At 72.0% G+C, this 19,115-nt stretch carries 16 protein-coding genes; 4 read left to right on the top strand and 12 right to left on the bottom strand.

All coding sequences use genetic code 11. The features are described 5' to 3' along the window. Window positions 1-137 precede the first annotated feature (137 nt). A complete protein-coding gene (gene ssb, locus JNX00_RS19410; RefSeq protein ID WP_070399447.1) occupies window positions 138-635 on the bottom strand; it encodes a single-stranded DNA-binding protein in 498 nt (165 codons plus the stop codon). Window positions 636-751: 116 nt separating this feature from the next. Between ssb and JNX00_RS19405 the strand changes: the two genes are divergently transcribed. Further along, entirely contained in the window at window positions 752-2,299 is a 1,548-nt protein-coding gene (locus tag JNX00_RS19405) for a chloride channel protein (RefSeq protein WP_204743318.1), read from the top strand. Here the strand turns inward: JNX00_RS19405 and JNX00_RS19400 are convergent, their stop codons facing one another. The 6 genes from JNX00_RS19400 to JNX00_RS19375 form a co-directional block, all read right to left on the bottom strand. After that, window positions 2,300-3,469, bottom strand: a complete 1,170-nt coding sequence (locus JNX00_RS19400) for an MFS transporter (protein WP_070399448.1) — start codon at window positions 3,467-3,469, stop codon at window positions 2,300-2,302. A gap of 155 nt (window positions 3,470-3,624) precedes the next feature. Next, the gene (locus tag JNX00_RS19395) at window positions 3,625-4,992 is read right to left on the bottom strand and encodes a CoA-binding protein (protein ID WP_204743316.1); all 1,368 of its coding nucleotides are present in this window, start codon (window positions 4,990-4,992) and stop codon (window positions 3,625-3,627) included. Further along, a complete protein-coding gene (locus tag JNX00_RS19390; RefSeq protein WP_239478181.1) occupies window positions 4,973-6,061 on the bottom strand; it encodes a nitronate monooxygenase in 1,089 nt (362 codons plus the stop codon). The genes JNX00_RS19395 and JNX00_RS19390 overlap by 20 nt, the downstream gene beginning before the upstream one ends. Next, window positions 6,061-7,041 (bottom strand): tripartite tricarboxylate transporter substrate binding protein, encoded by a 981-nt coding sequence (locus JNX00_RS19385; protein WP_070399451.1) that lies wholly within the window; start codon window positions 7,039-7,041, stop codon window positions 6,061-6,063. The genes JNX00_RS19390 and JNX00_RS19385 overlap by 1 nt, the downstream gene beginning before the upstream one ends. Window positions 7,042-7,065: 24 nt before the next feature. After that, complete coding sequence (locus JNX00_RS19380) at window positions 7,066-8,229, bottom strand: acyl-CoA dehydrogenase family protein (protein ID WP_204743314.1); 1,164 nt, start codon at window positions 8,227-8,229, stop codon at window positions 7,066-7,068. Window positions 8,230-8,241: 12 nt separating this feature from the next. Next, window positions 8,242-9,060: an IclR family transcriptional regulator gene (locus tag JNX00_RS19375; RefSeq protein ID WP_070399453.1), complete on the bottom strand. Its 819-nt coding sequence runs from the start codon at window positions 9,058-9,060 to the stop codon at window positions 8,242-8,244. A 154-nt stretch (window positions 9,061-9,214) separates the two neighbouring features. On the opposite strand from JNX00_RS19375, the gene JNX00_RS19370 reads away from it, so the two are divergent. Next, the gene (locus tag JNX00_RS19370; RefSeq protein ID WP_070399454.1) at window positions 9,215-10,426 is read left to right on the top strand and encodes a CoA transferase; all 1,212 of its coding nucleotides are present in this window, start codon (window positions 9,215-9,217) and stop codon (window positions 10,424-10,426) included. Between the two features lie 45 nt (window positions 10,427-10,471). Here JNX00_RS19370 and JNX00_RS19365 read toward each other — a convergent pair whose 3' ends face one another. The 3 genes from JNX00_RS19365 to JNX00_RS19355 are packed head-to-tail and all read right to left on the bottom strand — an operon-like array spanning window position 10,472 to window position 13,218. Further along, on the bottom strand, window positions 10,472-10,954 hold the full coding sequence (locus JNX00_RS19365; RefSeq protein WP_070399455.1) for a MaoC/PaaZ C-terminal domain-containing protein: 483 nt from the start codon (window positions 10,952-10,954) through the stop codon (window positions 10,472-10,474). A gap of 4 nt (window positions 10,955-10,958) precedes the next feature. After that, window positions 10,959-11,981, bottom strand: a complete 1,023-nt coding sequence (locus JNX00_RS19360; protein ID WP_204743312.1) for a YhdH/YhfP family quinone oxidoreductase — start codon at window positions 11,979-11,981, stop codon at window positions 10,959-10,961. Between the two features lie 16 nt (window positions 11,982-11,997). Then, the gene (locus tag JNX00_RS19355) at window positions 11,998-13,218 is read right to left on the bottom strand and encodes an acyl-CoA dehydrogenase family protein (RefSeq protein WP_204743310.1); all 1,221 of its coding nucleotides are present in this window, start codon (window positions 13,216-13,218) and stop codon (window positions 11,998-12,000) included. Window positions 13,219-13,404: 186 nt separating this feature from the next. Between JNX00_RS19355 and JNX00_RS19350 the strand changes: the two genes are divergently transcribed. Continuing rightward, complete coding sequence (locus JNX00_RS19350; protein WP_204743308.1) at window positions 13,405-14,523, top strand: CaiB/BaiF CoA-transferase family protein; 1,119 nt, start codon at window positions 13,405-13,407, stop codon at window positions 14,521-14,523. A gap of 170 nt (window positions 14,524-14,693) precedes the next feature. Then, window positions 14,694-17,666 (top strand): excinuclease ABC subunit UvrA, encoded by a 2,973-nt coding sequence (uvrA, locus tag JNX00_RS19345; RefSeq protein WP_239478351.1) that lies wholly within the window; start codon window positions 14,694-14,696, stop codon window positions 17,664-17,666. 28 nt (window positions 17,667-17,694) lie between these two features. Here the strand turns inward: uvrA and JNX00_RS19340 are convergent, their stop codons facing one another. Next, a complete protein-coding gene (locus JNX00_RS19340; protein ID WP_083293195.1) occupies window positions 17,695-18,564 on the bottom strand; it encodes a MipA/OmpV family protein in 870 nt (289 codons plus the stop codon). After that, on the bottom strand, window positions 18,561-19,115 hold the full coding sequence (locus tag JNX00_RS19335) for an RcnB family protein (RefSeq protein WP_070399460.1): 555 nt from the start codon (window positions 19,113-19,115) through the stop codon (window positions 18,561-18,563). Before JNX00_RS19335 ends, JNX00_RS19340 begins: the two co-directional genes overlap by 4 nt.

The following is a 19,115-nucleotide window of genomic DNA, read 5'->3' as shown; positions in this document are numbered from 1 at the left end:
CCGTCGAGAATAATCAATTGGTCAACAGATTGCAGCGGTATTTACTCCATAAGCATCAATTTTTTTGAGCTGCCGGGGCCGTGCGGCCAAAAAAAACCCACCGTTGCGGTGGGCCAGATTACGCGGTTTGCGCGAATTCAGAAAGGGATGTCGTCGTCCATGTCGTCGAAGCCCGTGGGCTGGCGCGCCGGCGCCGGCGCGGGGCGGGGCGACGGGGCCGGGCGGCCAGCGGGCGCCGCCGCTCGGGGCGCCGCTGCGGCGCGCGGTGGGGCGCCGCCGTCGTCGCCGCCACCCATGCCTTCACGGCCGCCGAGCAGTTGCATCTCGGTTGCGATGATGTCCACGGTGTTGCGCTCGACGCCGCCCTGGTCGGTGTACTTGCCGTACTTCAGGCGCCCTTCGACGTACAGCGGGCGGCCCTTCTTGACGTACTCGCCCGCGATTTCGGCGAGGCGGTCGTAGAAGGTCACGCGGTGCCACTGCGTCTCTTCCACGGTCTCGCCGGTGTTGCGGTCCTTGCGGCGGCTGGAGGTGGCGATGCTCACGTTGGCCACGGCCTGGCCGGAGGGCAGGTAGCGGATCTCGGCGTCGCGGCCGCAGTTGCCCACGAGGATGACTTTGTTGACGGATGCCATGGGAATTCCTTGCGTGTCGGTTGGGGCCGCGTGTGGCACGCGGCCGGCCGCAGGATTGTGCCGCATGCACCCGGGCGCGCCGGTGCGATTTGCCGCGAAGGGAATAATCGGCCTTCATGAGACAGCGCGAGCCCGACTTCTTCCAGAACCTGCAGGATGAATTTTCCGATCTGAGGGCCTGGGTCGATCGCAGCGTGGTGCTCGCCTATGCCGTGGTCGCCGGGCTGTTCGTGGTGGCGTTCACCTGGCTGAGCGAGGCGGCTTTCGAGCTGTTCAAGCACCTGCACGGGCGCGCGCCGTGGGCCGTGCTGGTGTGGACGCCTTGCCTCACGGCCCTCATCGTGTGGTGCACGCGCCGCTTCGCGCCGGGCGCGGGCGGCTCGGGCATCCCGCAGGTCATGGCGGCCCTGGACCCCGGCATCACGCCCGGCATGCGGGCGGGCCTGGTGTCGCTGAGGCTGACCTTCGCCAAGATCGTGCTGGGTGTCGCGGGGCTGCTGGCGGGCTTGTCGGCGGGGCGGGAAGGGCCCTCGGTGCAGGTGGCCGCCGGCGTCATGCACGATGCGCGCCGGTGGCTGCGCCCCGGGTCGGCGATGGGGGAGCACGCTTTGCTGGTGGCCGGCGGTGCCGCCGGCATGGCCGCCGCATTCAACGCGCCGCTGGCCGGCGTCGTCTTCGCGATCGAAGAGCTGTCGAAGAAGATGGAGTCGCGCAACAACGGGCTCATCATCGCCGCCATCGTGGTGGCGGGTCTGGTGGCGATCTCGGTGTTCGGCAACCTCACCTACTTCGGCTCGATCGAAGTGCCGCGCCTGAGCTGGCAAGCCTTCTGGCCGGGCCTGCTGGTGGCGCTGGTGTGCGGCGTGCTCGGCGGCCTGTTCAGCCGCTTGCTGGCCGCGTCGCTGCAAGGCCTGCCCGACCGCGTCAGCGCCTACCGGCGGCGCTATCCGGTGCGATTCGCCGCGGTGGCCGGCATGGGGGTGGCGGTCATCGGGCTCGTCACCGGCGGCGCCACGTTCGGCGCGGGCGCCGAACAGGTCCGGCTCATGCTCGCTGGCGAGGCCGAGACCTCGCCCTTGTACGTGCTGCTCAAGCTGGTCGCGACCTGGCTGACCTCGTGGAGCGGCGTGCCCGGAGGCATCTTCGCTCCCTCCTTGTCCATCGGCGGCGGCATTGGTCATGACATCGCCATGCTGCTGGGCGGCGACAACGCCCGCCTGCTGGCACCCAGTCTGATCGCGCTGGGCATGGCGGGTTTCCTGGCCGCCACCACGCAGGCCCCGCTCACGTCCTTCATCATCGTGATGGAGATGATCAACGGCCGCTCCATGGTGCTGAGCCTGATGGCGTCGGCCATGCTCGCCAGTCTGGTCGCGCGCCTGATCAGCCGGCCGCTGTACTCCGCGCTGGCCGGGATGATGGTGCGCAAGCTGCGCCCGCGCGCGGCAACCACCGCGGCGCCGGACTCGGATCTGCCCAGCGAGCCGGCCAGGCAGCCGGAGCCCGACGCGCAGCGGTCGGGCACTGCCCCGCCCCACGCCGAGCCGGCGGCCGAAGCGACCGCTCCGCCGCAAGCCGACCCCCAGCTGGACCCGGACACCGACCGCCCGCCCGAAGCGGAGCCCCCCAGCGAGCCCGGCCCCTTGCCCGCGCCGCCGCGCTGATCAGTGCGCGGCCGCGCTGGGGCGCATACCCCAGGCGATCAGCAGCCAGAGGGCGAGGATCGCGGCGCTGGCGCCGAAGACGCCCGGCGCGCCCCACGCGCGCGACACCAGGCCCCCCAGCGAGCCGCCGACGAAGATGCCGAGCGACATCAGCGTGTTGAAGACCCCCAGCGCGGTGCCCCGCTGATGGGGCTTGGCCAGCCGGGAGGCCAGGCTGGGTTGGCTGGCCTCCTGGGTGTTGAAGCCCACGAAGTACAGGCACAGCAGCACCCCCAGCAGCGGCAGGCTGGGCTGGTGGAGCTGGGCGAGAAACCCCAGCTGCACCACGCCGAGCAAGGCGATGGTGCCGAGGTAGACGGCGCGGAAATGGCCGCGCCGCTCCAGCCGGAACAGGAAGCCGCCGACGATCAGCAGCGAGACCACCAGCGCCGGCAGATAGGCCTGCCAATGCCGCGCCGTGTCCAGCCCGGCCTGCACCAGCAGGGCCGGTACGGACAGCCAGGTCATGATCTGCGCCGCGTGCAGGGCGAACACCCCGGCATTCACGCGCAGCAGATCGCGTTGGCCCAGCACCTCGCGCAGGCTGGCGCGCGGCGCGTGCGCCTGCCGGGCCGGCTCGGGCGGCACCACCCAGGCCACCACCGCCATGGCCGCCAGGCTCAGCGCCAGCGTGATCAGGAACAGGCCCGACAAGCCGACATGCGGCACCAGCGCCGGCGCGGCCACCAGGGACAGCGCGAACATCAGCGCGATGCTGATGCCCACCAGCGCCATGGCCTTGGTGCGCACGCTGTCGCGCGTGAGGTCGGCGAGCAAGGCGGTGACGGCCGCGGAAATGGCGCCCGCGCCTTGCAGCGCGCGGGCCGCCAGCAGCCAGTGCACCGACGGCGCCCAGGCCGCGAGCGCGCTGCCGGCGGCGAAGACCGCCAGGCCCAGCAGGATCACCGGCTTGCGGCCGAAGCGGTCCGAGGCCATGCCCAGCGGCACCTGCAGGAAGGCCTGGGTGAGGCCGTACATGCCCATGGCCAGGCCGATCAGGGCCGGGTCGTCGCCGCCGGGGTAGCGCCGCGCTTCCAGCGCGAACACCGGCAGCACGATGAACAGGCCCAGCATGCGCAGGGCGTAGATGGCGGCCAGCGCCGCACTCGCGCGGCGTTCGCCGGACGTCATGCGGTGCTGATCGACAGGCGGGGCGGAGGGGGAGGGGGCGGTGCGCGAAGCGGTCAAGGCGGACAAGGGGGTCGACAGGCCAACCCTGCATTGTCCGTGATCGGCGCGGGCAGGTCGGCGGCCGGCCGGATTCGGCCCCGCGCGCCGGCGCCGGTTCAGGCCGCCGCCGCTTCCACGGCCCGGGCGGGTTCGTCGAACACCTCGCAGCCCTGCGCGCGCAGCCAGGCCTGCTGCTCGGCGCCGAGGATGCCGCTGAGGACGAGCCGCGCCGCCGCCGGTTCGGCGCGCAGCCGCGCGATGCCTGCCTGCAGCAGCGGCCACACGCCCGGCGCCTGGGCCGCGGCCGCGAGGAACACGGCGAGCGCGCGGTACTGGCCGCAGGTGGCGGCGTCGTGCAGCGACTGCACCAGCACGGCCGGCTGCGCGAAGACCTGCCCGGTCACGTCGATCGGGTTCAGCGTGGACGCGAAGGGGATGGCCTGCTTCAGCCGCTGCGCCGCCGCGTCGGGCAGCGGCGGCAGGCGCAGGCCCAGCTCCTCGGCGCGGTCCGCCATCATGATGCCCACCCCGCCCGAGACGCTGAACAGGGCGATGGCCTGACCGGCCGCGGGGGCGGCCACCGCGCCGGGCCGCGCCGCGTCGCCGAACAGCTCGCCGATGCGCGAGACCTGGCGCGCGCCGCAGGCCTCGAACAGGTTCCGGTAGACCTCGGCATCGCCGGTGTCGCTGCCCGTGTGCAGCTGGGCGGCGCGGGCGCCGGCCGGCGTGTGGCCCACCTTGACCGCCGTCACCGGCTTGCCCGCCGCGCGTGCGGCCAGCAGGGCCTCGCGCAACCGGCCCAGGTCGCGCGCCCCTTCCAGGTACACCAGGATGGCGTGGCAGCGCGGCTCGCGCACCAGCCAGTCGATCGCGTCGGCCGCTTGCACGCCGGCTTCGTTGCCGGTGGTGATCCAGTGGCCGATGGCCACGCCGGCCCGCCGCGCGAGCGTGTAGGCGTAGCCGCCGAAGGCGCCGCTCTGGCTGACCAGGGCCACAGAACCGCTGGCAGGCGCGTCGTCCAGCACGACGGGCGAGAAGGTGGCGAACAGGCGCTCGTGGAAATTCATGGCGCCCAGGCAGTTCGGGCCCAGCAGGGCGATGCCCGCGTCGCGCGCCCGCTCGCCCAGGCGCCGCTGCTGGCGCGCCCCGTCCGTCGACACCTCGGCGAAGCCGGAGCTGAAGACGATCGCCGCGCGCGCGCCCGTGCGCACCAGCTGGTCCATGGCATCGTCGCAGGCCGAGGCGGGCACCGCGACGAGGACCAGGTCCACCGGCGCGCCGATCGCATCGAGCGAGGCGTAGGCGCGTTGGCCTTGGATCTCCGGGGCCGTGCGGTGCACCGGGTAGATCGCGCCCGTGTAGCCGTGCCGCAGCAGCAGCCGGATCGGCATGCCGCCGACCTTGTTGGGCTCGGTGGAGGCGCCGATGACGGCGATGGAGCGCGGCGCCAGCAGCGCGCGCAGATCAGGCCGTGAGGCGCTCAAGGCGGCTCCAGGCCCGCTCCATGCCATCCACCAGGCCGGCCATCTGCTCGGCCACGGTGGTCTCGCCCCGGATGGCGAACACGCTTTGGCCGGCGGCTTCGTAGATCAGGCGCGGATCGCCGTGCTCGTGCATGGAGGCGAAGACGTCGCCGGTCAGCACCTGCTGCAGCGGCATGTCCAGCGGCCGCGGCGCGCCGGGTTGCTGCCAGGCGTCGATCCATTCGCTGCGCACCACGCGGCAGGGCTTGCCGCTGTGCGCGCGCGTGATCAGGGTGTCCTCGCTCGCGCTGTCCACGAGCCGCTGCAGCAGCGCCGCCGGCGTGTGGTTCTCGCGCGCCGCCATCCAGAGCGTGCCCAGCCAGGCGCCCTGCGCGCCCATGGCGATGGTGCCCAGCACCTGTTCGCCGGTGCCGATGCCGCCGGCGGCCAGCACCGGCCGGCCCTCGGCCACGGCGATGACCTGCGGCAGCAGCGACAGGGTGCCGACAGGGCCCGTGTGGCCGCCGGCGTCGTAGCCCTGGGCCACCAGCACCTCGACACCCATCTCCATGGCCTTGCGCGCGTGGCGCACCGAACCCACCAGCGAGAAGGTGAGCTTGCCGCGCGCCTTGGCCCGTTCGATGAGGTCGGCGCGCAGGCCGATGGCGGTGGCCACGCCGCGGCAGTTGGACGCCAGCACGGCCTCGATCTGTTCGTTGAACAGCGCCTCGGATCGCACCTGCGTGGTGAAGAAGCTGGGCTTCACCGGCGGCTTCACGTCGAAGCGTTCGCGCAGCCCCTGCACGAAGTCCCGGTGCTCGGCCGGCAACGCCCCGCGCAGCTCGTCGATGGTGGCGGCCTGCGGCACGCGGCTGGGCAGCATGAGGTCGATGCCGTAGGGCATGTCGCCCATGCGCCGCTGCACGTCTTGCAGGATGTGCGGGATCTCGTGCGGCAGCTCGCGTGCCAGGCCGAGCACCGGGAAGCCCCCGGCCTGGGCGATGGCCACCACGACGTCGACGGAGTGCGAGAAGCCGAAGATCGGGTGGCGAACGCCCAGGCGCTCGCAGATCGGGGTGCGCAGCGCCATCACTGGGGTTCGATGCCGGCTTGCTTGATGACGCGGCCCCAGCGGGTGAACTCGCTGCTCACGAGGGCGTCGAAGTCGGGGCCGCTCTGCGGCGCGAACTCCATGCCCATGCCTTCGAACTTGGCCTTCATGTCGGGCATGGCCAGCACGGCCGCCACGTCGGCGGACAGCTTGCGCATGACGGGCTCGGGCACCTTGGCCGGGGCCACCAGGCCGAACCAGGTGCCGACGTCGTAGTTTGGCAGCTTGGCGGCCTCGGCCACGGTGGGCAGGTCGGGCGCGGCGCTGGCGTGCTTCGCGGTGGTCACCGCCAGGGCGCGCAGCTTGCCCGCCTTCACGTGCTGCATGGCCAGCGCCGCCGTCAGCGGCATCATGTTCACGCGGCCCGCGAGCAGGTCGTTCAAAGCGTCGGGCTGGCCCTTGTACGGCACATGGGTCAGCTTGATGCCGGCCTCCTGCGCGAGCAGCTCGCCGGCCAGGTGGTTGGAGGTGCCGATGCCGGCGGTGGAATAGGTCACCGGCGCGCTGCTTTTCTTGGCCAGGTCGATCAGTTCCGGCAAGGTGTTCGCCGCCACGCTCGGGTGCACCACGATGATGTTGGGCACCACCCCGATGCCGGCCACAGAGCGGAAGTCGCGCACCGGGTTCCAGGTGACGTTCTTCTGCAGGCTGGGGATCACGGCGTAGCCCGGGCTGACCAGCAGCAGGGTGTAGCCGTCCGGGTTCGACTTGGCCACGAAGTCGGTGCCGATGGAGCCGCCCGCGCCGGTCTTGTTCTCCACGATCACGGGCTGCGGGTAGCGCGCGGACAGCTTGTCCGCGATGGCGCGCGCGATCGAGTCCACGATGCCGCCGGCCGAGAAGGGCACGATGATGCGCACCGGTTTGTTGGGGAAGCCGTCCTGGGCGAAGGACGGCGCGGTGGCCAAGGCCAGTGCGCTGGCGGCGCTGGCCAGCAGGGTGCGGCGGCTGAGGGTCATGCTTGTCTCCTGGTTGTGGTGGGGTCAATCGGTCGCGGCCATGGCCATGGTCCGCTTGGCGATATTGGTCAGGTGGATCTGGCTCGTGCCTTCGTACAGCCGGAACAGGCGCACGTCGCGGTAGAAGCGCTCCGCCACGTTGTCGTTGATGTAGCCCTGGCCGCCGAACACCTGCACGGCCCGGTCGGCGACGCGGCCGCACATCTCGCTGGCGAACAGCTTGCACATCGAGGCTTCCATGGTCACGTCGAGGCCGTCGTCGCGTTTGCGCGCGGTCTCCAGCAGCAGGGCGCGCGCGGCGTGCACCTCGGTGTTGCTCTGCGCGATCATTTGCTGCACCAGCTGGAACTCGGCGATGGCCTGGCCGAACTGGCGGCGGCTGGCCGCGCGCGCGACCATCTCGTCGACCAGGCGGATGGCCGGGCCGATGCACAGGCCCGCCAGGTTGATGCGCTGCTTGTTCAGGGCGCGCATCGCGGTGCGGAAACCCTGCCCTTCCATCTCGGGGCCGCCGACGATGGCGCTGGCCGGCACGCGCACCCGCTCCAGCACCACCTCGCCCACGGGCGAGCCGTGCTGGCCCATCTTGCGGTAGGCCTCGGGCGTCGACAGGCCCGGCGCGCCGCGCTCGACCAGGAAAGCGGTGATGCCGCGGGCACCCTTGCCCTGCGGGTCGGTGCGCGCGAACACGGTGAACAGGTTGGCCAGGGGCGCGTTGGTGATGAAGCACTTGCGCCCCGTGATCAGGTAGTCGCCGCCATCGCGCACGGCCACGGTCTTCTGCGCGGTCGCGTCCGATCCCGCCTCGGGCTCGGTGAGGGCGAAGCAGCCGGTCAGCTGCCCGCTGGCGAGCCGCGGCAGGTACTGGCGCCGCTGTTCTTCGGTGCCGTCCACCACCAGTGACTCGGAGGCGATGCCGGTGTTGCCGCCGAAGCGGGCGCGAAAGGCGGTCGCGCACTGCGAGACCTCGATGTTGACCAGCGACAGCTCCTCGCTCGTGAGGCCGGCGCCGCCATAGGCCTCGGGGATGCTGTGGCCGAACAGCCCGAGGGCGCGCATGCGCTCCACCAGCGGCTCGGGGATGCGGTCCTCGCGGTCAACGTCCGCTTCGGCGGGGATGCACTCGTCGCGCACGAAGCGACGGACTTCGGCGAGCAGCGTCGAAAAGGCGTCGGGGTCTCGGATCATGGCGGCGGGTTCTCAGTTGGTGGCGCGAACGCCGTAGGCGAGCTCGATCTGGCGCACCGCTTCCAGCAGCAGGGGCGCCACCTCGCGCGAGAGCTTGTCCTTGGGCAGGCTGTAGCCGATGAGCGTGCAGTTCATGGCCACCGGCTGCTCGCGCGCGGGCAGGCGGATGGGCGCGGCGATGGCGTGGACGTCCTTGCGCCAGTCGCCGCGCGAGTGGCAGAAGCCGTGGGCGGCGAACAGCTTCTGGTCGGCCTCCCAGGCGGCGCGGTGCTTGTCGTACATCTCGCGGTCGTGCACCTTGAGGTAGTTCAGGATCGCGGTCTGCTCCGGCTTGGGCAGGCTCTGGATGAGCGCGCGGCCCATGGCCGAGGCCAGCAGCGGGCGGGTGCTGCCGATGTCGGGCCAGTGGTAGTTGGCCTTGTCGGCGCGCACGGCATCCAGGTACACGACGTCGGCGCGGTCGCGCATGCCCAGGTTCACCGAACAGCCGGTCGCGCGCGCCAGCTGCTCCATGAAGGGCCGCGCCACCTGGCGCACCTGGGCGCCGGCGAGCACGGGATGGCTCAGGGACAGCACGCCGCTGCCCAGCCGGTACTTCTGCAGCGCGGGATCGCGCGTGAGGTAGCCCAGCAGCGTGAGCGTGTAGGTGAGCCGCGAGACCGTGGGTTTGGGCAGGCCGGTGCGCTCGGCGATCTCGCGGTTGCCCAGCACCGGATCCGCCACCGTGAAGGCGCGCAGCACGTTGAGTCCACGCGCCAGGTTCATGGAGAACTGGCGGTCCTCCGCGAGGTCGTGGGGATCGACGAGACCGGGGAGCGTGATCGAGGTCATGCGGCGTTTCGCTTGCTTGGTGGCCATGATGGGTACTTCGAAAGACGGGGTAAACGGCTGTTTCGCTGTGCGAAACATCGATTGTGGGCAGCGAAAGGCTCTGGCACAACGGCGTGGCGCGGCCGACCGCGGCCACAGACCCAAGGACCTCACCGTGACCCCGACCCCCCGCTCAGCAGGCGCCCTCGCGGGCGTGCGCATCCTCGACATGGCCACCGTGCTGGCGGCCCCCATGGGCGCCACCCTGTGCGCCGACCATGGCGCCGAGGTCGTGAAGCTGGAACTGCCGGATGGCAGCGACGCCCTGCGCGGCCTGCAGCCGGTGCAGGACGGCGTGCCGCTGTGGTGGAAGGTGGCCAACCGGGGCAAACGCGGCATCACGCTCGATGTGCGCCAGGCGCGCGGGCGCGAGCTGTTCTTGTCCCTGCTCCCGCGCTTCGACGTGCTGGTGGAGAACTTCCGCAGCGGCACGCTGGACCGCTGGGGCCTGGACATCGCCACCTTGCACGCGGCCAACCCGCGCCTGGTGGTGGTGCGGCTCACCGGCTTCGGGCAGACCGGGCCGTACAAGGCGCGGCCGGGCTACGCGCGCATCTTCGAGGCCATGAGCGGCTTCACCAACCTGACCGGCGAAGCCGGCGGGCCGCCGCTGCACAGCAACTTCCCGGTCGGCGATGCCGTGGCGGGCCTGTTCTGCGCCTTCTCCATTGCGTCGGAGATGGTGCGCCTGCGCGGCGACCCGAACGCCAAGGGCGTGGAGGTGGACCTGGCCGCCACGGAGGCGCTGTTCCGGCTGCTCGATTGCCTGCCGGTGGAGCACGAGCGGCTGGGCCAGGTGCGCCGGCCCGAGGGCAACCGCGCCAGCTACACGGCACCGTCCAACATGTACCGCAGCCGCGACGGCCAGTTCTTCTCGCTGGTGGCCTCGTCGAACGCGATCTTCGCGCGCCTGTGCGAGGCCCTCGGCGAGCCCGAGCTGGCCAGCGACCCGCGCTTCAACACCAACCCGGCGCGCGTGAAGCACCTGGTGGCGCTGGACGAGCACCTGGGCGGGTGGTTCGCGCGGCACGACTACGCCGCGCTGGCCGAGCGGCTCGAACGCGCGGGCATTCCCTTCAGCAAGGCCTACACCATCGAAGACATCGAGCAGGACCCGCACTTCATCGCGCGCGGCGCCATCGTGCGCCTGCCGGACCCCGATTTCGGGAGCCTGCCCGCGCCCTGCATCGTGCCGCGCGTGGTGGGCCGGGAAATGAACGTGCCGCGCACCGGGCCGTCGGTGGGCGAGCACAACGCCGAGGTGTATGGCGCGCTGGGCGTGGGCGCCGATGAGCTGGAGCGGCTGCGGGCGCAGGGTGTGATCTGAGGCCCTGAGGCCTCTATGGGCGCGGTGGCGAACCGCGCCCTTGTCTCAGTTCGTCGGCGCGCGGTCCGGGTCGCAGAGGTACATGCACTGCACCTCCATGGTGTGCACCGCGGTGCCGTGCTGGTTCACGATCTCGCGCCGGAAGCCGACGACACCGCGGTCGCCCTTGCTGGTGGGGCGCGTCTCGATCACCTCCATCACCAGGTGCACGGTGTCGCCCGCCTTCACCGGCGCGTGGATGCGCCACTTGTCGATGCCCAGCATGGCCACCAGCGTGCCGTCGTTCAGGCCGGACTGGCAGAGCAGGCCGGTGGACACCGCGAAGACCAGCGGGCCGTGCGCGATGGGCTCGCCATAGGGCTGCGTGCGGCAGAACTCGTGGTCCATGTGCGGGGCGTTGAAGTCGCCCGAGACGCCGGCGAAGTTGACGATGTCGGTTGGCGTGATGGTGCGCCGCGCGGTCTGGAAGCGGTCACCGACCGCGAACTCGTCGAAGTATTTGCCGCGTGGGCGGGTGGTGGTGCTCATGGGCTCAGGCCCCCTCGAAACGCAGCAGGGCGCGGCCCGAATTGCGGCCCGCCAGCTGCGCTTCGCTGAAGGGCAGCAGTTCGTCCAGGCCGATGAAGCCGAGCTGCGGGTTCAGCCGGTCGAAGTCGGGTTTCCAGTCGCTGCCCAGGCGCGCCCACAGGCGGTGGCGCTGCTCCCAGGGCGCGTTGGCCACGATGCCCACCAGCTTGATCGCCCGCATGATGAAGGGCAGCACGCTGCCGTCGAAGCCGTTGCTGGCCGCGTTGCCCACGCAGGCCACGCAGCCCTGGTCCTGGGTGGAGCGCAGCAGCCAGGACAACATGGGGCCGCCGACGTTGTCGATGGCCGCCGCGAACTGAGGCTTCTCCAGCGCGCGCGGTGGCGCGGCCAGGATCTGCGTGGCATCCAGCACCTCGCTGGCGCCGGCCGCGCGCAGCGCCTCGGCTTGCTCCATGCGGCGCGTGATGGCGGTGGCCCGGTGGCCCGTGCGGGCCAGGATGCCCAGCGCGTTCAGGGCCACGGCGCCGCCCGCGCCGGTGATGGCCACGGGCCCCGAGTCCGGCCGCAGGCCTTCCATCTGGAAGCGCTCCAGTGCCATGGCCGCGGTGAAGGCCGGCACGCCGAGCGCGGCGCACTCCAGGGCCGTCAGGCCGGCGGGCAGGGCCTGCACGTGGGCCGCGGGCACGCGCACGATCTCGGAGAAGCCGCCGTCGAAGGCGATGCCGGTCTGGAAGCCGTGCACCAGCACGGTCTGGCCCGGGGCGAAGGCGGCGGCGTCCGAGTGCAGGACGTCGCCCACCAGCTCGATGCCCGCCACGCGGGGGAAGCCGGTGATGATCTTGGCCTTGCCATGCAGCGACAGGCAGTCCTTGAAGTTCACGCCCGCGTAGCGGTTGCGGATGACCACCTCGCCGGGGCTGAGATCGTCCAGCGTGAGCTCTTCCAGGCGGCTCTCGGTGCGACCGTCCACCACATGGGTGCGGACGGCGCGAAAACGCGGGGGGATGGGGGTGTTGGCTTGGGGCATGGCGTGTTGGCTTGAATCAGTAGTCCACCAGGGAGCCTTCGTGCAGGCAGGGGTTGCGTTCGGCGCCGCGCGCGCGGCGCACCCAGTCCCGCCCGATCACGGTCTTGTGCACCTCGCTGGAGCCTTCGCCGATCTGGTTGAGCTTGGCGTCGCGGAAGAAGCGCTCCAGGGGAAAGTCCTGCAGGTAGCCGCGCCCGCCGGTGAGCTGCAGCGCGTCGGTGACGACCTTCATGCACAGGTCGGTGGCCTGCAGCTTGGCCATGGAGGCGTAGGTGGCGACGTCGGCGTCACCGCGGTCGTACTTCTCGGCCACCAGCGACAGCAGCGCGCGCGAGGCCTCGATCTGCGTCGCCATGTCGGCCAGCATCCATTGCACGCCCTGGTGTTCGCCCAGGGTCTTGCCGAACACGCTGCGGTCGAGGGCGTAGGCGGCGGCGATCTCCACCGCGCCGATCGCGCGGCCCAGGGCCATGGCGGCGTGGCCGATGCGCGCGCGCAGCAGGGCGTCCTGCGCCAGGCTGAAGCCCTCGCCCTCGGCGCCCAGGCGGTGAGACGCCGGCACGGCCACCTCGGTCAAGCTGAGCGAGGCGATGGGCACGCCGTACCAACCCAGCTTGCCCACGTCGGGGCTGATGGTGAAGCCGGGCGCGTCGCGCGGCACCAGCGCGGCCAGGAAGGTCGAGGGCTCGTCCTCGGCGCAGCCCACGATGACGAACCAGTCGGCGGTGCTGGCGCGGGTGATGAACTTCTTGCGGCCGGTGATGCTGTAGCCGCCGGGCGTGCGCCGGAACACGGTCTTGAGGCCGCGCACGTCGGAGCCGGCCTCGGGTTCCGTCAGACCGAAGGCGGCCTGCAGCTCGCCGGTGCACAGGCCGGGCACCAGCTGCTGCTTCAGGGCCTCGCTGGCGCCGGCCACGATGGCGCGCGTCGACAGGTCGGTGCCCGTGATGAGCGAGGCCGAGGTGCTGCACACGCGCCCCAGCTCTTCGATGATTCGGATGCGCAGCTGCTGGCGCGCGTCGCTGCCGCCATAGGCGCGGGGAAAGGCGGTGCCCACGATGCCCTCGCGGGCCAGCAGGCGGAAGTTGTCCCAGGCGAACACGTCCTGTTGGGCCACCTCGGCGGCCTTGGGGCCCAGGGTGTCGCGGCAGAGCCCGCGCACGCGCAGCACCATGGCCTGTTCGTCGCTGGTCAGTCGGTGCAGGAAGTGGTCGCCGAAGAGGGTGGGGTGGTTCATGGTGCGGGCCTTTGCGCGGCATCATGCGGCGCGGGGCAGGCCGAGTCGAGACGGTGTTTCGATGTGCGAAACGGCGCCTTGCGCCCGCGCCGGGGCGGTGGCCTGATGGGCGCTCCACACCGGCCGCGCCATGCCCTCGACCCCTTGCCTTCGACCGTCCGCCCACGCGCCTGGGGAGTGCCCGCCATGACGCGGCAAGGCCCGCTGGCCGGCCTGCGCGTGCTGGAGATCGAGGCGATCGGCCCGGTGCCGCTGGCCGCCATGCTGCTGTCCGACCTGGGCGCCGACGTGTTGCGGGTGGACCGGCCGGCGGCGCCCGAGCTCGGTGTCCCGCGCGACCCGCGCTTCGAGCTGAGCGCGCGCGGACGCCGCTCCGTGGTCATCGACCTGAAGGACCCCGCCGGCGTCGAGCGCGCGCTGTGCCTCGCCGAGCGGGCCGACATTCTTCTGGAAGGCATGCGCCCCGGCGTGATGGAGCGCCTGGGCCTGGGGCCCGACGAATGCCTGGCGCGCAACCCCAAGCTGATCTACGGCCGCATGACGGGCTGGGGCCAGCACGGGCCCTTGGCCGACACGGTGGGCCACGACATCAACTACATCGCCACCACCGGCGTGCTGCACGCCATCGGCCCGCGCGACGGGCCGCCGTCCGTGCCGCTCAACCTGGTGGGCGACTTCGGCGGCGGCGCCCTGGTGCTGGCCTTCGGCGTGCTGGCCGCGCTGCACGAAGCGCGCGCCAGCGGCCAGGGCCAGGTGGTCGACGCCGCCATGGTCGATGGCTCGCTGGCCCTGCTGGCGCCGGTGATCGGCCGCTGGCAAAGCGGCGCCTGGCGCGATCAGCGCGAGGCGAACGCGCTCGATGGCGGCGCGCACTTCTATGGCTGCTACGCCACCTCGGACGGCCAGGCGGTGGCGGTGGGCGCCCTGGAGCCGCGCTTCTACGCCGCGCTGCTCAAGGGCCTGGGCCTGTCGCCGGACGCGCTGCCGCCGCAACACGACCGCAGCGCCTGGCCCGCGATGCGCGCGCGCCTGGCGACCTTGTTCGCCCAGCACCCGCGCGAGCACTGGGTGAAGGTGTTCGAGGGCACCGAGGCCTGCGTCTCGCCGGTGCTGTCCATCGCCGAGGCCATGCGCCACGCGCACCTGCACGCACGCGGCAGCCTGCTCGAGCTCGACGGCGTGCTGCAGCCGGCGCCCGTGCCCCGCTTCTCGCGCACGCCCGGGGCGGTGGCGGGGCCACCGGTGCCCCGGGGCGGTGGCGGGGAGGACGCGCTGGCCGACTGGGGTCTGGCGGCCCCGGGCTAGGCGGTCCGGGGCGCGAATGCGCTGCGGTTTATCATGCCCGGTTGCCCTGCACGAACCGCGCCTTGAACCTGATCCCGCCCGCCGATATGCCGCCCACCGACCCGCGCCCGGGCGATACCGCCGCCCCACCGAAGGTGGCCGAAGCCGACGCCCGCTACCTCGGCGACGCCATGCGTTTGCGCGGCGCCACGCTGTCGGTGCGCGGCGCGCGCACGCACAACCTCAAAAACATCGACCTCGACATCCCCAAGCACCGGCTGGTGGTGATCACGGGGCTGTCGGGCTCGGGCAAGTCCAGCCTGGCCTTCGACACGCTCTACGCCGAAGGGCAGCGCCGCTACGTGGAAAGCCTGTCGGCCTACGCGCGGCAGTTCCTGCAGTTGATGGACAAGCCCGACGTGGACCTGATCGAAGGCCTGGCGCCGGCCATCGCCATCGAGCAGAAGGCCACCAGCCACAACCCGCGCTCCACCGTGGGCACGGTGACCGAGATCCACGACTACCTGCGCCTGCTCTACGCGCGCGCCGGCACGCCGCACTGCCCCGACCACGACCTGCCGCTGGCCGCGCAAAGCGTGGCCCAGATGGTGGACGCCACCCTGGCCCTGCCCGAGGGCACGCGGCTGATGGTGCTGGCGCCCGTGGCGCGCGCGCGCAAGGGCGAGTTCGCCGAGCTGTTCGCCGACATGCAGGCGCGCGGCTACGTGCGCTTTCGCGTCGATGGCGCGGTGGTGGAGGCCGAGGCCCTGCCGGCGCTGAAGAAGAACGACAAGCACGACATCGACGTCGTGATCGACCGCCTGAAGGTGCGCGCCGAGGCCGATGCCGCCGGCACCCACACGCAGCGCCAGCGCCTGGCCGAGAGCTTCGAGGCCGCGCTGCGCCTGGCCGACGGCCGCGCCCTCACGCTCGACATGGAATCGGGCGAGGAACACGCGCACTCGGCGCGTTTCTCCTGCCCGGTGTGCCACTACACCGTGGCCGAGCTCGAACCGCGCCTGTTCTCCTTCAACTCGCCCCTGGGCGCCTGCCCCACCTGCGACGGCCTGGGCCACACCGAGTTCTTCGATCCCGCGCGCATCGTCGCCTTCCCTTCGCTCAGCCTGGCCAGCGGCGCCATCAAGGGCTGGGACCGGCGCAACGGCCACTACTTCTCGCTGGTCGAGAGCCTGGCCGCGCACTACGGCTTCGACGTGGACACGCCCTGGGAGTCGCTGCCCGAGGCGGTGCGCCAGGTGCTGCTGTTCGGCTCGGGCGACGAGGAAATCCGCTTCCAGTACGCGCTGGACGGCGGCGAGCGCGCGAACAAGCGCGTGAACAAGAAGCACGCCTTCGAGGGCATCGTGCGCAACTTCGAGCGGCGCTGGCGCGAGACCGACAGCGCCACCGTGCGCGAGGAACTCGCGCGCTACCGCGCCACGCGGCCCTGCCCGGAGTGCGGCGGCGCGCGCCTGCGCCGCGAGGCGCGCCACGTCTTCGTGGGCGAGGGCGCGCAGCGCCGCGCCATCTTCGAGATCGGCCACGTCACGCTGGGTGAGGCCCTGCGCTGGTTCGCCTCGCTCGCGCTGAGCGGCGCCAAGGGCGAGATCGCGGGCCGCGTGGTGCACGAAATCCGCCAGCGCCTGAGTTTCCTCAACGACGTGGGCCTGAATTACCTCAGCCTGGACCGCAGCGCCGACACGCTCTCGGGTGGCGAGGCCCAGCGCATCCGCCTGGCCAGCCAGATCGGCAGCGGCCTCACCGGCGTGATGTACGTGCTCGATGAGCCCAGCATCGGCCTGCACCAGCGCGACAACGACCGCCTGATCGGCACCCTGCAGCACCTGCGCGACCTGGGCAACACCGTGCTCGTGGTCGAGCACGACGAGGACATGATCCGCGCCGCCGACCACGTCATCGACATGGGCCCGGGCGCCGGCGTGCACGGCGGGCGCGTGATGGCCCAGGGCAGTTGCGAGGACGTGGTCGCGGTGCCCGAGTCGCTCACCGGCCAGTACCTGGGCGGCACGCGCCGCATCGAGGTGCCGGCCCGGCGCACGCCCTGGCAGCCGGCGCGCGCGGCCACCGCGCCGGCCGAACCCGTCAAGCCGCGCTTCCCGAGCGCCAGGGGCCGCGCGGCGGCCGCGCCGCCGGCCTCGGCCGCCGATGGCGGCCAGGCGATCCGCGTGCTCGGCGCCAAGGGCCATAACCTGCGCGGTGTCTCGGTGGATTTCCCGGTCGGCCTGTTCACCTGCGTCACCGGGGTCTCGGGCTCGGGCAAGTCCACGCTCGTCAACGACACGCTCTACGCCGCCGTGGCGCGCGCCATTTACCGCTCGCACGACGAGCCGGCGCCGCACGACGCCATCGAGGGCCTGGAGCACTTCGACAAGGTCATCAACGTCGACCAGTCGCCCATCGGCCGCACGCCGCGCAGCAACCCGGCCACCTACACCGGCCTGTTCACCGGCATCCGCGAGCTGATGGCCGAGGTGCCGGCCGCGCGCGAGCGCGGCTACGGCCCAGGCCGCTTCAGCTTCAACGTGGCCGGCGGGCGCTGCGAGGCCTGCCAAGGCGACGGCGTGGTCAAGGTCGAGATGCACTTCCTGCCCGACGTCTACGTGCCCTGCGAGGTCTGCCACGGCCAGCGCTACAACCGCGAGACGCTGGAGGTGCTCTACAAGGGCAAGAACATCGCGCAGATCCTGGAGCTCACGGTGGAGCAGGCGCACGCCTTCTTCGGCGCCGTGCCCACGCTGGCGCGCAAGCTGCAGACCCTGCTGGACGTGGGCCTGTCCTACATCCAGCTCGGGCAGGCCGCCACCACCCTGTCGGGCGGCGAGGCGCAGCGCGTCAAGCTCGCGTTGGAGCTGTCCAAGCGCGACACCGGGCGCACGCTCTACATCCTGGACGAGCCCACCACCGGCCTGCACTTCGCCGACATCGAGCTGCTGCTCAAGGTGCTGCACCAGCTGCGCGACGCGGGCAACACCATCGTGGTGATCGAGCACAACCTGGACGTCATCAAGACCGCCGACTGGGTGATCGACATGGGCCCCGAGGGCGGCACCGGCGGCGGCACCGTGGTGGCGCAGGGCACGCCGGAAGCCGTGGCCGCGAACCCGGCCAGCCACACGGGGCGTTACCTCAAGCGCCTGCTCTGAGGCCGGCGGCGCATGAAGCCCACCCGTCTCAGCGGTTGCGGTAGGCCAGCCCCAGGCCCGCGCTGAAGGTGGTGGGCCGCGTGGCCAGCGGGCTGCGCCGCGCGGCGCCCTGCAGCTGCGCCACGCCCAGGCCCGCGTAGCCCACCCAGTGCCGGTTGATGGCCGAGGTGAGGCGCCAGCCCAGCGACAGGCTGTCCCAGCCCGAGCCGATGGCGTAGGCGGGCAGCCCGGTGGCCGCGGCGCCCTCGGGGCCGATGCCGTAGTGCGTCTGGCGGAACGTGCCGTTGGCCCAGCCGGCACCGAAGGACAGGTCCCAGTGCGTGTCGCGCGAGAGGCGGTGGCGGTAGTTCAGGCCCGTGTCCAGGCGCAGCCCGCCGTCGCGGCCCAGCAGGTCCTGCGAGGCCCGGCTGGTCAGGCTCCAGTGTTCGCTGAGCGTCAGGCCGAGGGTGAGTCGGCCGCGCACGGTGGCGCGCACCTTGCCCAGGCCGTGGTAGCGCGGGTCCTTTTCGTCGCGCCAGTCGCGGCCCTCGTCGATCGAGAGCGAGGTGTTGAGCGTGAGCCTGTCGCCGCGCGCGAGCTGGGTGCTCACGCCGCTGTCCACGGTTTCGCGGCCCTGGTTGAGCAGGGCGCTGGCGCCGGAACTGGCGAAGCGCCAGCGCCCGAGCTGAAAGGCCCAGATGCCGCCCAGCGAGAGCTTCTGCTCGGCGGTGCCCAGCGGGTTGGCCGAGGAGCCGATGGCGGCGCCGATGAGGTAGTCGCGGCTGGCCTGCAAGGCCACGTCGTCGCGCGGTGCCGATGCCGGCTCGGCGGCGGCGGCGGGGGCGGCGTCGCCGCGTGCTTGCGCGAGCCCGGCCGATGCGGTCACCAGCAGCGCCGCGGCGGCCAGCGCGGGCTTCACAGACGGCCCAGGTCTTCGATGGCGTCGACCACGATGCCGGTGCCGATGGCGATGAGCAGGATGTCGGTGGCCACGCGCACGTACTTGTGGCCCGCTGGCGGCACGCCCAGGCGGATGGAAATGGCGTCCGGCACGGGGTAGTAGACGACGTCGCGCGGCAGCGGCGCGCCGCGGTGCCACTTCTTGGCCTGGCCGGGGGGCATGCAGCCGTTGTGCTTCTTCGCCAGGCCGGGCGGGCAGTGGCCGGCGCGCCAGCGGGGCTCGTAGTACTCGACGGCGGCGCGGCGCTGCGTGTCGGTGAAGTAGCCGCCGATCTGCACGTTCACCGAGAGGTTCGTCCGGTCGCCATCGGGACGGACATACCGGGTGCCGCCGTCGCGATCGCCACGGTCATCGCCCTTGTGGGGTTTGCCACCTTTGTGTTTCTCCTCGGACTGGCCGTGTTTGCCGCCGCCGGCGTGCGGGGGTTTCTCGGCCAGCGTGGGCGCGGCAGCCAGGGCCAGGGCGGCGCCCAGTACGAGGGCGGACAAGGAGCGGGAGGGAATGGGCAT

It is taken from the genome of Hydrogenophaga sp. YM1, assembly GCF_016903055.1.
Taxonomy (GTDB): domain Bacteria; phylum Pseudomonadota; class Gammaproteobacteria; order Burkholderiales; family Burkholderiaceae_C; genus Hydrogenophaga; species Hydrogenophaga borbori.
Note: the sequence above shows the minus strand (reverse complement) of the source record. Positions and strands in the feature narration are given on the sequence as shown.

Bases quoted from the DNA above. Each gene is read 5' to 3' on its own strand.
- ssb (WP_070399447.1), bottom strand. From the start codon at position 635: ATGGCATCCGTCAACAAAGTCATCCTCGTGGGCAACTGCGGCCGCGAC.
- JNX00_RS19405 (WP_204743318.1), top strand. From the start codon at position 752: ATGAGACAGCGCGAGCCCGACTTCTTCCAGAACCTGCAGGATGAATTT.
- JNX00_RS19400 (WP_070399448.1), bottom strand. From the start codon at position 3,469: ATGACGTCCGGCGAACGCCGCGCGAGTGCGGCGCTGGCCGCCATCTAC.
- JNX00_RS19390 (WP_239478181.1), bottom strand. From the start codon at position 6,061: ATGGCGCTGCGCACCCCGATCTGCGAGCGCCTGGGCGTTCGCCACCCG.
- JNX00_RS19385 (WP_070399451.1), bottom strand. From the start codon at position 7,041: ATGACCCTCAGCCGCCGCACCCTGCTGGCCAGCGCCGCCAGCGCACTG.
- JNX00_RS19380 (WP_204743314.1), bottom strand. From the start codon at position 8,229: ATGATCCGAGACCCCGACGCCTTTTCGACGCTGCTCGCCGAAGTCCGT.
- JNX00_RS19375 (WP_070399453.1), bottom strand. From the start codon at position 9,060: ATGACCTCGATCACGCTCCCCGGTCTCGTCGATCCCCACGACCTCGCG.
- JNX00_RS19365 (WP_070399455.1), bottom strand. From the start codon at position 10,954: ATGAGCACCACCACCCGCCCACGCGGCAAATACTTCGACGAGTTCGCG.
- JNX00_RS19360 (WP_204743312.1), bottom strand. From the start codon at position 11,981: ATGCCCCAAGCCAACACCCCCATCCCCCCGCGTTTTCGCGCCGTCCGC.
- JNX00_RS19355 (WP_204743310.1), bottom strand. From the start codon at position 13,218: ATGAACCACCCCACCCTCTTCGGCGACCACTTCCTGCACCGACTGACC.
- JNX00_RS19350 (WP_204743308.1), top strand. From the start codon at position 13,405: ATGACGCGGCAAGGCCCGCTGGCCGGCCTGCGCGTGCTGGAGATCGAG.
- uvrA (WP_239478351.1), top strand. From the start codon at position 14,694: ATGCGTTTGCGCGGCGCCACGCTGTCGGTGCGCGGCGCGCGCACGCAC.
- JNX00_RS19335 (WP_070399460.1), bottom strand. From the start codon at position 19,115: ATGCCCATTCCCTCCCGCTCCTTGTCCGCCCTCGTACTGGGCGCCGCC.